This is a genomic window from Pseudomonas sp. YQ_5 (genome assembly GCF_043103305.1).
In the GTDB taxonomy this organism is placed as follows: Bacteria; Pseudomonadota; Gammaproteobacteria; order Pseudomonadales; family Pseudomonadaceae; genus Aquipseudomonas; species Aquipseudomonas putida_Y.
This window is the reverse complement of the sequence record NZ_JBICJS010000081.1, coordinates 1-12,930: the sequence shown is the minus strand read 5'-3', so window position 1 is coordinate 12,930 and position 12,930 is coordinate 1. Positions and strand designations below refer to the sequence as shown.

Here is a 12,930-nt window from a genome sequence, read left to right as displayed (position 1 = left end):
CAGCAGGCCTGGCCCTTTAGCGGGTAAACCAGCTGGACGCCCCCCCCCCGATGCCTACACCGACTCGACAGCCGGCCGCGCACCTTCCTGCACCAGCACCATGCTCTGCGGCGAAGACAGTGGAATGCCTTCATCACGCAACCGGCCAAGAATGGTGAACAGAAGGTCGCTGCGGGTGCCGGACACCTGTCGCGGCCCGGCCACGTAGCCACTTACACCAATCACCATACCGCTGGCCGTCAGGTCCTTGAATGACACCGAGGCAGCGGGCGCGTCCAGAATCGCCTCATGCTCATGGTAAGCCGCCAGCAGCAACTCCCGCACACGGTTGGCATCAGTCTCCAGCGGCAGAGTCAGGGTAATGCTGACCACGCCCAGCGCATTGCCCATGGTCACGTTGCGCACGTTCTGCGAGATGAACTGCGAGTTGGGCACGATCACCGTGGAACGGTCAGACATCTGGATCTCGGTGGCGCGCACATTGATGCGGCGGATATCGCCCTCGACACCCGCCAGGCTGACCCAGTCGCCTACCTTGACCGGGCGCTCGGTCAGCAGGATCAGGCCGGAAATGAAGTTCTGCACGATCTGCTGCAAACCGAAACCGATACCGACCGACAGGGCACTGACCACCCAGGTCAGGCTGGTGAGGTTGATGCGCAAGGTCGACATCACCAGCATGGCCAGGAACAGGAAACCCAGGTAGCCCACCAGGGTTACCAACGAGGCCCGCATGCCGGCGTCCATGTCGGTTTCCGGCAGCAGGCGATCGCTTAGCCAGCGCTTGACCACACGGATGGCGAACAGGCCGCCGAGGAAGATCGCCAGGGCCAGCAGGATGTCCTGCGGCACGATGTTCAGGTTGCCGAGTAGCTTGCCCCCGGTCCCATCCCAGTCGCCAAGGCTCAGCAGCAATTCGCTGGGGCTGGTGCCTGACGGCATCAACACCAGCAACAGCGCCAGGAACAGCACGATGGTGCGGCCGACACCGGCCAGTATGGTGCTGACCTGCGCCTGGTGACGAGGCGCCAGGCCCAGGGTCGAGGCCAGTGCCAGGCCACCGGGCTGGCGGGGCGACAGCAGGGTTTCGCACAGGTCGCCGAGGAAGGTGGTCAGCAAGTAGGCACAGGTGATCACCAGGCTGACCCACAACAGCTTGGCGGTGAGGAAATAGGCGAGTGTCAGGTAGCCGGTGAACAGTGCCAGCAGAATCAACGTCAGCCAGATGACCATCACGAACGGGATCAGCCCGGCCAGGCCCGTCGGGCGCTGCAGGTCATGCTTGCGCAGGGTGCGGCGATAACACAGCAGCGCGCTGGCAAAGGTGGACGCCACCACCAGCGCGGTCAGCCCGTTGACGGCCACCGTCAGCGCCAGACTGACGCCGATCACGCTGTTCATGCGCTCCATGGTCATCATGACCATCAGTGCCAATGCCAGCACCTTCGGGAACCAGCCCAACGCACTGGCGACTTGGTCGTGGATCGCCGGCAGCCGCCAGGACGGGCGCTGCAGCATCAGCATGGCGCGGCCCAGGCCGGTAATGAAGGCACTGAACACTACCAGGGTGAGGATGTGGTTGGTCAGGCTGGCGATGTCCGAACCCAATTGCGCATTGCTTTCCAGCCCCCAGCGCAGCAACGAAACCGAGCCGGCGATGGTACCCAGGGTGGCCAGGCTAACGCCCAGAGCCAAGGCGCTGCGGCGCAGGCGGCCGTCGGGCAACCAGCGGACCATGGCACTGGCCAGCATGCGTTCAAGCACGCGCCGCACCAACGTCCACACCAGAATCGCTGCCACCAGGCTGGCAACGAACTGCCAGCGGTTTTCGGCGCTGAAGGCGCTGCCGATGGCATCGGCCGCCTCGCCGCGCAAGTCACGCAGGCGCGCCACGTCATCCTGGGTGGGGCGGATGATGCTCTGCCAGAACGCCGGGCTCAGCGGCGAGGCTGCACGGCTGGTGATTTGCGAGTTGAACTGGCTGCGGCGCAGGTTGACGATTTGCGTGGACAGGTCGCGGGCCGACTGGGTCAGCTTGGTGGCCTGATCCTGCTGGGCTACCAGCGCCTTTTTCTCGGCCTCCAGCGCTTTGCGCTGCTGTGTCAGGGTAGCGGCCTCATCCGGCTGGGCCGGGCCGATGACCTTCAGCTGGTCGTCGAGCCTTCCCACATCGGCAGTGCGCTGTGCACTCAATGCATCAGCTTGACGCTGAACCTGCATCGCTGCGAGGCGCAGTTGCGACAGCGCGTCGTCGTTGGCGTCGCTGGTGACGCCCTGGCGGATGAGGTCCAAGTGGTCGCTCAGCTGTTCGAGGCTGGCGTTTTCGTCCAATGCTGGCGCTTCGGCAGCCGCCAGATTGGACAATGGCGTGGCTGGTGCCGACCAGGCCGGGCTGGCAAGTACCAGCATCAGGGCCAGCAGGACCAGCAGGCCCGGGCAATAACGGTCAAGGCTGACACGCCTCATCGAATATTCCTCTTAGCAATTCGATTTGGCGGGGGATTCTACGCGGCTTCGGGCAGTCAGGAGAGTGCCGTTTCTCGCTTCAGCAACTGCTGTTTGCGCTCCACGCCCCAGCGGTAGCCGCTGATATCACCATCCCGGCGTACCACGCGGTGGCAAGGGATGGCCACGGCAATAGGGTTGGCCGCGCAGGCCATGGCTACCGCCCGCACGGCCTTGGGGGCGCCAATGCGCGCGGCGATGTCGGTGTAGCTGACCCGGCTGCCGGCCGGCACCTCACGCAGCGCCTGCCACACTCGCTCCTGAAACGCGGTACCTTGCACATCCAGCGGCAAGGCCAGGCCCAAAGCCGGCGCTTCGACGAAACCGATCACTTCGGCGACCAGCTGTTCGTAAGCGCTGTCACCGCCAATCAGGTGGGCCTTGGGGAACTGGTCCTGCAGATCGTGCAACAGGGCCTCGGGGTCGTCACCCAGCAAGATTGCGCAGATGCCCTTGTCACTCTGGGCTACCAGTATTGCACCCAGCGAGCACTGGCCAAGGGCGAAGTGAATGGTTGCCCCGGCGCCGCCGGCGCGGTATTGCCGGGGGCGCATGCCCAGGCGCTGGTCGGCGCTTTCGTAGAAGCGGCTGTTGGAGTTGTAGCCGGCGTCGTAGATAGCATCGGTGACCGAACGCTGGCCATCTTCCAGGTGCGCACGCAGCCGCCGGGCACGGAAGGCCGTGGCATAGGCTTTGGGGGTGACCCCGGTTTCAGCCTTGAACAGCCGATGCAGGTGGAAAGGGCTGACGGCCAGCCGTGCACCGAGTTGGTCGAGGCTTGGCGCGGGGTCGCTGGCCTCGATCAAGCGGCAGGCATGGGTGACGAGCTGGCTGTGTCGGGTGGCACTGGCCTTGCTGATACAGCGTTTGCAAGCACGGTAGCCGGCAGCCTCGGCGGCCGCGGCGGTGTCGTAGAACTCGACGTTCATGCGCTTGGCCTGGCGTGATTTGCAGCCGGGGTGGCAGTAGACGCCGGTGGTACGTACGGCATAGACAAAGTGGCCCGTAGCGGCAGTGTCTCGGCACGCTACGGCTTGCCAGCGTTGGTCGGGGGTGGTGTACAGGTTCATCTATGATTCCCGGATATGTTGTTGCCTGTACAGGCGATGCAAAAACCTCAGGCCCGCCACAGGTACCAGGCCGCCACGGTACGAAACGGCCGCCAGGCGCCGCCCAGCGAGCGCATTTGTGCCGGTGTCGGCGCCTTCTCCAGCCCCTTGAGCCGCCGATACCCCTCGCGCACGCCAAAATCGTCCACTGGAAGAATGTCGGACCGCCCCAGGCTGTAGATCAGCAGCATCTCCACCGTCCACCGCCCTACTCCACGCAGCGCTACCAGGCGTTCGATCAACGCCTCGTCAGCCATGGCTAACGCCTGCTCCCGCGTGGGTACCAGGCCCTCCAGGGTGGCTTGAGCAATGCCCTGGACCGTCTCCAGCTTGCTCGCCGAAAAGCCGCAGGCACGCAGGGTTTCCGGGTTTACCGCCAGCAACTGCTCTGGCTGCGGAAAATCATCTGCCGGAAACAGCGCCAGCAACCGCCCCAGGATCGCCTCGGCGGCACGGGCGTGCAGTTGCTGGTAGGCAATCGCCCGCACCAACGCCTCATAAGGCTCACGTCCCGGCGTAGCCTGGTGCAGGCAGGGCCCGATCGCTGCGATGTGCCGCGACCAGTCCGGGTCGAGTGCTGCCAGGTGTTGTGTGGCCTCGCGATAGGCCTCGGGCGAAAGGTCGGCCAGCATCATGGCACCTCCATCAAATCGATTGCAGGTCCAGCTTAGCGCAGCCGTTCATCGGGCAAACGCCGGTTCTTGCGCAGCTAATCTTTGGCATGCCATTGCTCGGCGCCATCTTCCCCGCATAGAATTGAGAACCATTCACAATCGCAAACATCACTGGACTGGGCCTTCTCTACGATGCAGATCAACGACACGCTCAAGCCAACCGAGGTTGCTCTGCTCTACCAGTCTCACCATGCCTGGTTGCGTGGTTGGTTACGCAGCCGGGTCGGTTGCAGTGAACATGCCGCAGACCTGGCCCAGGATACCTTCGTGCGGTTGTTGCGCGCCCGCCAGGTGTCGCCGCTCAAAGAACCGCGCGCCTACCTCAGCAGCATCGCCCGCGGCTTGATGATCGACCAGTTCCGCCGCCGTGCGCTGGAGCGGGCCTACCAGGAAAGCCTGGCTCACCTGCCCGAAGCAGAAGTGCCCAGCGAAGAGGATAAGCTTGTCATCCTCGATAGCCTGGAACGCCTCGACCGCGCCTTGCACCAGTTGAAACCGCGCGTGCGCCAAGCGTTCCTGCTGGCCCAGCTAGACGGTTTGAGCATCGCGCAGGTTGCCCTACGTCTGGAGGTGTCCAGGGCCACCGTTGAACGCGACCTGGCCAAGGCCCTGGGCGTCTGCTACCGGTTGCGCTATGCCGATGCCTGATGATACGCCCGCACAGGCTCAGGTCGATCAGGCCATCGACTGGCTGGTGAAGCTGCGTTTCGACAGCCCCAGCCCGCGCACCGAGCAACAGTTTCAACACTGGCTGGCCAGCCACCCACACAACTGCCTGGCCTGGCAGCGGGTCAGTAATCTGGGCGATGAACTGGCCGGGCTGCCCAAGGACCTGAGCCGGCGCACCCTGGACGCGAGCCAGCCCCCCAAAGCCAGCCGCAGGGACCACCTGAAGTTGCTGGGGCTGTTGGCTGTGGGCGGCAGCCTGGGCTGGGCCGCGCGCGAACCGCTAGGCCTGCCACAACTGCTGGCCGACACCAGCACCGCCACAGGCGAGCAGCGCCAATGGCAAGGCAGTGATGGCAGCCGTATCCAGCTCAACACCGCCAGTGCCATCGACTTGCACTACAGTGCGGAACAACGCCAGCTGAAACTGATCCATGGCGAGGTCAGCCTGGACAGCAACCCCAACGACAACCGCCCGTTCCACATCGCCACCCGTGTCGGCCCGCTGACCACCTTCGATGGCCAGCTGTTGCTACGCGAAAACGGCCAGGGTCTGCTGCTGTCGGTGCGTCGTGGTGAAGTCACGTTGTTCCCTGCCTTGGCCTCAGCGAGGCAAGTGCTGCCAGGTGAAACCCTGCAAGTCGGAACCAACGGCAGCATTCAGGCCAGAACGCTGCACAACGACCCCTGGGGCTGGACCGAAGGTGTACTCAGCGTGCAGCAGATGCCACTCGCCGAGTTTGTTACCGAACTTGGCCGCTACCGACCGGGCCTGCTGCGCTGCGCTCCAGAAGTGGCGGGCTTGAAGGTTTCAGGCACCTATCAGTTGGCTGACACCGGGCAAATCCTGCAACTGCTCACCCGCAGCCTGCCCGTGCGGGTCGAGTACAGGACGCGCTATTGGGTAAGCATCGGCGCGGCGTAAAGGGATATCACTGCGCCACAGCCCGCATCCGCCCACGTCGCCGGTATGACTGCCTGGCAAAGCACACGAACAGCCCGGCCATCAGCGCCAGCGCCATGGGCAAACCGTGGGGCGCGACATTCATGGCTGCCCCACTGACCAGCGGCCCTACCAGGCTGCCCACACCCCACAGCAAGCCCACACTGGCATTGGCAGTGACCAGGTCCTGGCCCTTGAAGCGCTGCCCGATCAGCACCAGCGCCAGGGTATAAATGCCACCCGCCACCGCGCCCAGCACTACCAACAGCGGCCACAGCAGCCAGGTCAGGTTCAGCAGCCAGGGCAAACCGATGCCGATCACCATCGCCACCAGCCCGCACGCCAGGTGCAGCCCGGTGCGCTCAACCCGGTCGGCCAACCAGCCCAGCGGCAGCTGGAACAGCATGTCGCCGGCAAACACCACCGTCACCATCAATGCCGCCACGCCAACGGCAAAGCCATGGCTGGTGGCGTACACCGGCAGCAGCGACAGCACCACAGCATCGAAGAACGAGAAGAACAGCACCGCCATGCACAACGCCGGAGCCACCCGGAAGAATCCGGCCAGGCCGAAGCTTTTTTCGCCCTCTTCGTGCTCGACATGGTCGTTGGGCACGGTCAGCACGATGCACAGCAACGCCAGCCCATAACAGACCGTGACGACACCCGTGATCCAAGGGCTATCGGCGCCCAGCACTGCCAGCATGGCCGGGCCGAGCACCTGAAAGCCCGTAAAGCTGGTGGCGTACAGGGCCATGATCTTGCCGCGGTTATGCTCGGGGCACAGTTCGTTGACCCACGACTCGCCAAGGATGATGGCGATCCCCATGCCAAGCCCCAGGCTCAGGCGCAGCAGCGCCAGCAGCCACAACGAGCCGAACGCCGACTCGAGCAAGGCGATGCTGACCGTGCACAGGCTGAAACACAGCAGATAGATGGTGCGGCGGGTGAGATGGCGGCAGCAGACGTCGACCAGAAAAGCAGAGAGCATCATGCCGGCGGCAGGGATGGCCGAGATGATGCCGATTTCCAGTGTGCTCGCCCCCGCTTCATGCAGGCGCAACGACACCAGCGGCAAGCTGGCCCCCAAACTGAAACCCACGACAGAAACGGCGAACAACAAGCCCGCCAACAAACGCATGTTCATGTACCACTCCTGGCAAACCGAAAAGACGTGCAGAAACAGGCGCGCACGCCGGGACGGCGAGCGACGCGAAAGCGCAGATCAGTTCAGGCGAGGTGTGGCGAGAAGGTGAAGGCAAACAGCACGCTGCGGCGGCGCTTGAGCACCGTGTCACTCGGCCATGCACGACGCAGTGCCTGGAAGGCAGGCTGGCGGGCGTGTGGGAGGGACTGGGTACGGCGCATTGCTTTGGCTACTACGCAGGTGATTGAAAAAGAGGCGGCACTCTAGCCACCTCCGGGGGGCGAGTCAATTGCCCGGGGGCCTGGCAGAGGCCCCCGGCGCTCTCAGCGTTTACCTGTACTTGGCAGGAACACCGCCAACAACCCGAACAATGGCAGGAACGAGCACAACCCGTACACATACTCGATACCATGCAGGTCTGCTACGTACCCCAACAGCGCAGCGCCAATGCCACCAAAGCCGAACATCAGACCGAAGAAGATCCCGGCAATCATGCCCACGCTGCCCGGCACCAGTTCCTGCGCATACACCACGATCGCGGAAAACGCAGAAGCCAGGATAAAGCCGATCACCACACTCAGTACTGTGGTCCAGAACAAATCGGCATACGGCAGCGCCAGCGTGAACGGCGCCACGCCCAATATTGAAAACCAGATGACTGCCTTGCGCCCGATACGGTCACCGATCGGCCCGCCAAAGAAGGTGCCCGCCGCCACCGCGCCGAGGAACAGGAACAGGTGCAGCTGCGAGCTGGCCACCGACACACCGAACTTCTCGATCAGGTAGAACGTAAAGTAGCTGGTGAAGCTGGCCATGTAGAAGTACTTGGAGAACACCAGCAGGCCCAGCACGATCAACGCCGCAATGACCCGATTACGCGAAATGCCGTGGGTAGCCTGAACCGCCTTGCGCGCCTTGGCCTGATTGAGGTGCTCCTTGTACCAGCCGCGCAGCATCAGGGTGACGCCGAGGAAGAACAGCCCAGCCACGCCGAACCACGCCACATGGGTCTGGCCGAACGGAATGACGATGGCCGCTGCCAGCAGCGGGCCCAGAGCGGAACCGGTGTTGCCACCGACCTGGAAGGTCGATTGGGCCAGGCCGAAGCGCCCGCCCGAGGCCAACCTTGCAATACGCGAGGTTTCCGGGTGGAAGGTCGACGAGCCGATGCCCACCAGCGCCGACGCCAGCAGGATCATCGGAAAGCTGCCAACGAAGGCCAGCATCACAATCCCCACCAACGTGCACAGGGTGCCTAGCGGCAGCAGATTTGGCGTGGGCCGGCGATCGGTGAAGAAGCCGACCCAAGGCTGCAACAGCGAGGCGGTGATCTGGAACGTCAGGGTGATCATGCCGATCTGGGCGAAGCTCAGGTCGTAGTTGGCCTTGAGCATCGGGTAGATCGCCGGCAGCACTGACTGGATCAGGTCGTTGATCAAGTGCGCCAAGGCGCAGAAACCGATGATACGCATCACCAACGGCGTGGCTTGGCTTGCCGCTACCGGGGTGGGTGCGGTGGAGGCACTACTGGTGGCCATTTACCTAAATCTCCGTCCTCAGGTTTGGGATCCGATTATCGGGAAACAAATAGATACATAGCTACCTTTTTATTCGCCTGTTGCCACACGCTTGAAAACGACTGCATCTGGTGCAGGGCACTCGCTTGCAGATAGCCCGCCATGCAGGGCGAGCAGCGGATGGTCTCGGCGGGTGTGCGGCGACTTCTACCTCGACCGGCGTGGCCAAAGCCTGCAATCCCTGGCTGCAACCCAGCAGCTGCAGTTGCTGGACGTGCGCGGGCACTGGCTTCTGGTGCACTGAAACCGGGGCTGGCCGCTAAGTTTTTGAAAGCGTGCAAATTTTTTTTGAAATGAGTGTTGACAGAGGGGGCGTTCAAGAGAATAATGCGCGCCATCGGCTACATAGCTCAGTTGGTTAGAGCATAGCATTCATAATGCTGGGGTCCGGGGTTCAAGTCCCTGTGTAGCCACCAAACAAGACGAAGGGCTTACCGCAAGGTAAGCCCTTTTTCTTTGCCTGCAAAAAAGTTCGCTGGCACCAGCGTAAAACCCTTCCAGCAGCAACCTCGAATCTCAGCTTGGCTACTGCAATCGCCGCCTCAACGCATTCCGGTCACCGCCACAGCCAGGCCCAGCCCGATCAATGCCAGACCAATGGCCCGGTCCACCAGCACTTGCCGCTCGATCATCGCCTTGCGCAATGCCGTACTGGAGAAAAATACCGCCACCAGGCTGAACCACAGCCAATGGGCAACGGACATGAACGCACCGTAGGCGAAGTTCAGCGTCAACGGGCTGCCAGGCTGTACCACCTGGGTGAAGGCACTGATGACAAACAACATGGTCTTGGGGTTGAGGGCATTGGTCAGAAAGCCGGTGCGCAGCGCTTGCAGTACGCCGGCAGCGGACCGGCCAACCCCGTCCAGGCTGATGCGCCGGGTGTTGGTCAATGACTTGTAACCCAGGTAGATCAGGTAGCCCGCACCCAGCACTTTCATGATCAGGAACAGCGCCGGGCTCTGGCTGATGATTACGGCAATGCCCAACACCGTGTACAACACATGCACCTGCACCCCCAGGGCGATGCCTACGGCAGCAGCCAGCCCGGCCTTGCGCCCCTGTGCATAACTGCTGCGGGTGACCATGGCGAAGTCTGCGCCGGGGCTTATGACGGCGAGCAAGGTGAACAGGGCGACGGCAATGAGTTCGGTCATGCTGAGGGTTCTCGATAGGCGATGGAAATGCACAGACCGCCAATTATCGAGCGCTTACCGACGCGGAAAAATCGATTTATGCTGAGATAAATCTGATAGTTTTTTTCACAGACATTTACAGCCTGCCTGGGCCTCTTCGCGGGTAAACCCGCTCCCACATGCCACCTATTTACCCGCGAAGAGGCCGGCACAGCTGAACCGGGATATCATGAAACTGCCGCCACTCAACGCCTTCCGCTACTTCGACATCGCCGCCCAGACCGAGAGCTTCGTGCGCGCCGCCGAGCACTTGCACGTCACTCACGGCGCGGTCAGCCGCCAAATACGCCTGCTGGAAGAAAGCCTTGGTGTGGAACTGTTCGAGCGCCGCAACCGGGCCATTTTCCTCACCCCCGCCGGCCGTGCCCTGCAAGGCACCACCCAGGCGATCTTCGAGCAGCTGGAGGGTGCCGTGCAGCGTTTGCAGCACCAGGTCCGCGACAATGTGCTTGTGCTGTCCTGCGAGCCGACCATCGCCATGCGTTGGCTGATCCCGCGCTTACCGAGATTCCATGCCGCCCACCCCGACCTTCAGTTGCACCTGGTAGCCGCAGGCGGCCCGCTGGACTTCGCCCGCAGCGGTATCGACCTGGCAATTCGCCGCGACGACTTCCACTGGGACAACCAGCTGTACAGCCAGAAAATCTGCGACGAATGGATCGGCCCGGTTTGCCACGCCGCCTCCCCTGCCCTCCTTGAAGGCCAACGGCTGCTGCACAGCGCCACCCGTCCCACTGCCTGGCCCACCTGGCTGCGGCTGAGCGGCCAGCAGGCACGACACAGCGAACGCAGCGACTACGAACATTTCTACCTGTCGATTCAGGCCGCCAGCGCCGGCCTGGGCCTGGCCATTGCCTCAGCCCTGATGGTGCGCGACGAACTCGACAGCGGGCAGTTGCAGGCGCCGTACGGTTTTGTGCGCGATGGCTCGGCCTACCACCTGCTCAGCCCACAGCCCCTGCCCGACAGCGACAAGTGCCAGCGCTTCGCCGAGTGGATAATGGACGAATGCCGGGGTTGCCTGGCTCATTTGGGCTTGATGCAGAACGACGACCCGGCACTGCCATCGCCACCCCAGGTGCGATAGCCGGCGGTATCCACATGAATGCGGCCTGATGGGTAGCGGCCCAGGCCCATGTTCCAGGTTTGGCCGTGCTGCTGCCAGAAACGGCACAGCGGATTGGGATCGGCCCACGCCGGCAGCAGTATGTCGACGGCGAACGCGCGGGCATGCGCACTGTTGGCTGCCCCGCCCGCACAGGCGTTCAGACGCGGCTCACGGTAAGCCGAAACCACCTCGAACTGGCGCAGGATGCCTTGGTCGTCGAGTGCATTGATCAACGCGAGGGTCGAGCGTACAGCCGCCCAATTGGCGGGGGGCGGTACGGCGAAAGGCGATGCGTGGCACTGTTTCCAGTCCGATGCCGAGCGCAGCAACTGGTGAATTGGCACTACACCGTAAAGCCGGGCATCTACCAGCATTTCACGGAAGGGGCGGGTTTGATGATCACCCGCCCACTGGGCGAACATCCAAACGTCGCGCTCGTCTGCGTGGGCCGCGCTTGCTACACACAGGCCCGCTGCCAAAAGCAGTTTTCTCATTTTTTATCCGCCCCTGCCGAGAACAAAGCCTGCGCGCCCGGGTACACCCCTGCAAAGTCAGTCTTCGAACAGGGTGCAGGCCATCACCAGGGCGTCTTCACGGCCGCCGGCGATCGGATAATAGTCGCGGCGGCGGCCAATTTCGTTGAAACCGTAACGTTCGTATAAACGATAGGCCGACTGATTGCTGGCGCGCACTTCCAGGAAGCATTCGCGGCCATTGAGCTGATAGGCCCGGGCCATCAGGTGCTCGAGCAGACGCAGGCCCAGGCCGCAGCCTTGGTTTTCCGGTTTTACGGTGATGTTGAGCAGGTGCGCTTCGTCGATGATCACGTTGATCACGCCATGACCCACTTGCTGCTGGCCGTCGAACATCAGCCAGACTTCGTACGATTTGAGCGCATCCTGAAAGATTCCACGGGTCCAAGGATGACTGAACGCGGCATATTCGATCTTAAGTACGGCATCCAGATCCGCCTCGGTCATCGGGCGGAAGCTGATTGAGTCACTCATTCAACGCTCTTCCAGCGCGCCATCAGCTGGCGCATGGCTTTCCAGACGTCCGCCTTGCGTTGCGGCTCGTCCATCAACAGTTCAAGGCCCGGCAATGCCCAGGCGTCGCCCAGGCTGTCAAGCGTCAGGGTTTGGTAGTAGGCCTCGGCGTCGGCATTGGCGGCAAAACGCAATGCAGGCAGGCCGACCAGCCACAGACAGGTACACGGGGCGTCTTCCAGGCGGGCCTGAACGAAGCCCTGGACGAAATCGCGCGCAGCCTCCGGCCCCTGGTCCATGTTGCCGCGCACCAGCAGTGGCCAGCGAACCGGTTCGCCGATGATCTGCGGGGCGTCGGGCAGGCCGGCGGCGCGCAGCATGTCCTTGAGCAGCAGGTAGGAGGGGTCGCGGCTTTGGAACGGCTGGCCGGTGGCCAGCTCCACCAGCAGCAAGCAACTGCCGGCGCGCAACAACTGCAGCGAGAAGCGCGGTGGCGGCACGGGCACCGGGCGCGGAGCTGCGGGCTCTGGTGCTTCGGCGGGTTTGACGGCGGGTTTGGGCATACTGCCCGGGCGCGGGATCTCGATTTTCGGCCGCTCGCCGGAACGGGCCTGGGGGATGACGGGCGTTTCGTTGGTTGCCGACGCCGGCCGGACTTCGAAATCGATGTCCTCGAGCGGCGCAACCGGCAGCAGCAGTTCGGGCCGCGACGGTGCGGCGAACGGCAGCTCGGCGCGCGGCAGCCAGTGCACCACTTGCATGGCGGAAAGGTAGGCGCGGCGACGGGGTTCGGTCAGCAAGGGGCGGGTATCCGAGGGGGTGACGGCAATTGGGCATTCTAACGTGTACGCCGTGGTTTTTGCAGCGCCTATCAGACCGAGCGCCGCCCGCGCGGCGCATCGCGAGCTACGCTCGCTCCTACGTTTGTTTTTGGCCAATTATTCCTGTGCCATTTGCGCGCGAACGCTTTGGCGCATGGCGCAATATCACGTCTTACAAACAAGGCGGTCGCGCGCGCC

The 12,930-nt window shown here is 63.2% G+C and carries 13 protein-coding genes, 1 tRNA gene and 1 pseudogene; 5 read left to right on the top strand and 10 right to left on the bottom strand.

Annotated features, from left to right (window positions below; all coding sequences use genetic code 11):
- Nucleotides 1–54 precede the first annotated feature (54 nt).
- From ACF8EA_RS18955 to ACF8EA_RS18945, 3 genes are read right to left on the bottom strand one after another with little or no spacing between them, the layout of a single operon-like run.
- Nucleotides 55–2,466, bottom strand: coding sequence for a DUF3772 domain-containing protein (locus tag ACF8EA_RS18955; protein WP_392522947.1), 2,412 nt, complete (start codon nt 2,464–2,466; stop codon nt 55–57).
- Between the two features lie 56 nt (nt 2,467–2,522).
- Nucleotides 2,523–3,575 carry a bifunctional DNA-binding transcriptional regulator/O6-methylguanine-DNA methyltransferase Ada gene (gene ada / locus ACF8EA_RS18950; protein ID WP_021784748.1) on the bottom strand — a complete coding sequence of 351 codons (1,053 nt, stop codon included), beginning with the start codon at nt 3,573–3,575 and terminating at the stop codon, nt 2,523–2,525.
- Nucleotides 3,576–3,622: 47 nt separating this feature from the next.
- Nucleotides 3,623–4,249, bottom strand: a complete 627-nt coding sequence (locus ACF8EA_RS18945; RefSeq protein WP_392522945.1) for a DNA-3-methyladenine glycosylase family protein — start codon at nt 4,247–4,249, stop codon at nt 3,623–3,625.
- A gap of 171 nt (nt 4,250–4,420) precedes the next feature.
- Between ACF8EA_RS18945 and ACF8EA_RS18940 the strand changes: the two genes are divergently transcribed.
- Both ACF8EA_RS18940 and ACF8EA_RS18935 read left to right on the top strand, forming a co-directional pair.
- Complete coding sequence (locus tag ACF8EA_RS18940; RefSeq protein ID WP_392505124.1) at nt 4,421–4,936, top strand: sigma-70 family RNA polymerase sigma factor; 516 nt, start codon at nt 4,421–4,423, stop codon at nt 4,934–4,936.
- Nucleotides 4,923–5,879 (top strand): FecR domain-containing protein, encoded by a 957-nt coding sequence (locus ACF8EA_RS18935; protein ID WP_274101922.1) that lies wholly within the window; start codon nt 4,923–4,925, stop codon nt 5,877–5,879. The genes ACF8EA_RS18940 and ACF8EA_RS18935 overlap by 14 nt, the downstream gene beginning before the upstream one ends.
- 7 nt (nt 5,880–5,886) lie before the next feature.
- Here ACF8EA_RS18935 and ACF8EA_RS18930 read toward each other — a convergent pair whose 3' ends face one another.
- The 3 genes from ACF8EA_RS18930 to ACF8EA_RS18920 all read right to left on the bottom strand — a co-directional run bounded on the left by ACF8EA_RS18930 (nt 5,887) and on the right by ACF8EA_RS18920 (nt 8,582).
- Nucleotides 5,887–7,044: an MFS transporter gene (locus tag ACF8EA_RS18930; protein WP_338444599.1), complete on the bottom strand. Its 1,158-nt coding sequence runs from the start codon at nt 7,042–7,044 to the stop codon at nt 5,887–5,889.
- Between the two features lie 83 nt (nt 7,045–7,127).
- Nucleotides 7,128–7,265, bottom strand: a complete 138-nt coding sequence (locus tag ACF8EA_RS18925; RefSeq protein WP_003247435.1) for a hypothetical protein — start codon at nt 7,263–7,265, stop codon at nt 7,128–7,130.
- A gap of 102 nt (nt 7,266–7,367) precedes the next feature.
- On the bottom strand, nt 7,368–8,582 hold the full coding sequence (locus ACF8EA_RS18920; RefSeq protein WP_103463278.1) for an MFS transporter: 1,215 nt from the start codon (nt 8,580–8,582) through the stop codon (nt 7,368–7,370).
- 166 nt (nt 8,583–8,748) lie between these two features.
- Between ACF8EA_RS18920 and ACF8EA_RS18915 the strand changes: the two are divergent.
- Both ACF8EA_RS18915 and ACF8EA_RS18910 read left to right on the top strand, forming a co-directional pair.
- Nucleotides 8,749–8,865, top strand: a pseudogene (locus ACF8EA_RS18915) (peptide ABC transporter substrate-binding protein); the annotation flags it as partial.
- Between the two features lie 95 nt (nt 8,866–8,960).
- Nucleotides 8,961–9,037, top strand: a tRNA-Met gene (locus ACF8EA_RS18910).
- 126 nt (nt 9,038–9,163) lie between these two features.
- On the opposite strand, the gene ACF8EA_RS18905 is transcribed toward ACF8EA_RS18910, so the two are convergent.
- Nucleotides 9,164–9,778: a LysE family translocator gene (locus ACF8EA_RS18905; RefSeq protein WP_021784741.1), complete on the bottom strand. Its 615-nt coding sequence runs from the start codon at nt 9,776–9,778 to the stop codon at nt 9,164–9,166.
- Between the two features lie 208 nt (nt 9,779–9,986).
- On the opposite strand from ACF8EA_RS18905, the gene ACF8EA_RS18900 reads away from it, so the two are divergent.
- Entirely contained in the window at nt 9,987–10,904 is a 918-nt protein-coding gene (locus ACF8EA_RS18900) for a LysR substrate-binding domain-containing protein (protein ID WP_103463279.1), read from the top strand.
- Here ACF8EA_RS18900 and ACF8EA_RS18895 read toward each other — a convergent pair.
- The 3 genes from ACF8EA_RS18895 to ACF8EA_RS18885 are packed head-to-tail and all read right to left on the bottom strand — an operon-like array spanning nt 10,844 to nt 12,711.
- Nucleotides 10,844–11,419, bottom strand: coding sequence for a D-Ala-D-Ala carboxypeptidase family metallohydrolase (locus tag ACF8EA_RS18895; protein WP_103463280.1), 576 nt, complete (start codon nt 11,417–11,419; stop codon nt 10,844–10,846). The genes ACF8EA_RS18900 and ACF8EA_RS18895 overlap by 61 nt on opposite strands.
- 57 nt (nt 11,420–11,476) lie before the next feature.
- Complete coding sequence (gene rimI, locus ACF8EA_RS18890) at nt 11,477–11,932, bottom strand: ribosomal protein S18-alanine N-acetyltransferase (RefSeq protein WP_004575708.1); 456 nt, start codon at nt 11,930–11,932, stop codon at nt 11,477–11,479.
- Nucleotides 11,929–12,711: an energy transducer TonB gene (locus ACF8EA_RS18885; RefSeq protein ID WP_392522943.1), complete on the bottom strand. Its 783-nt coding sequence runs from the start codon at nt 12,709–12,711 to the stop codon at nt 11,929–11,931. Before ACF8EA_RS18885 ends, rimI begins: the two co-directional genes overlap by 4 nt.
- Between the last annotated feature and the right edge of the window lie 219 nt (nt 12,712–12,930).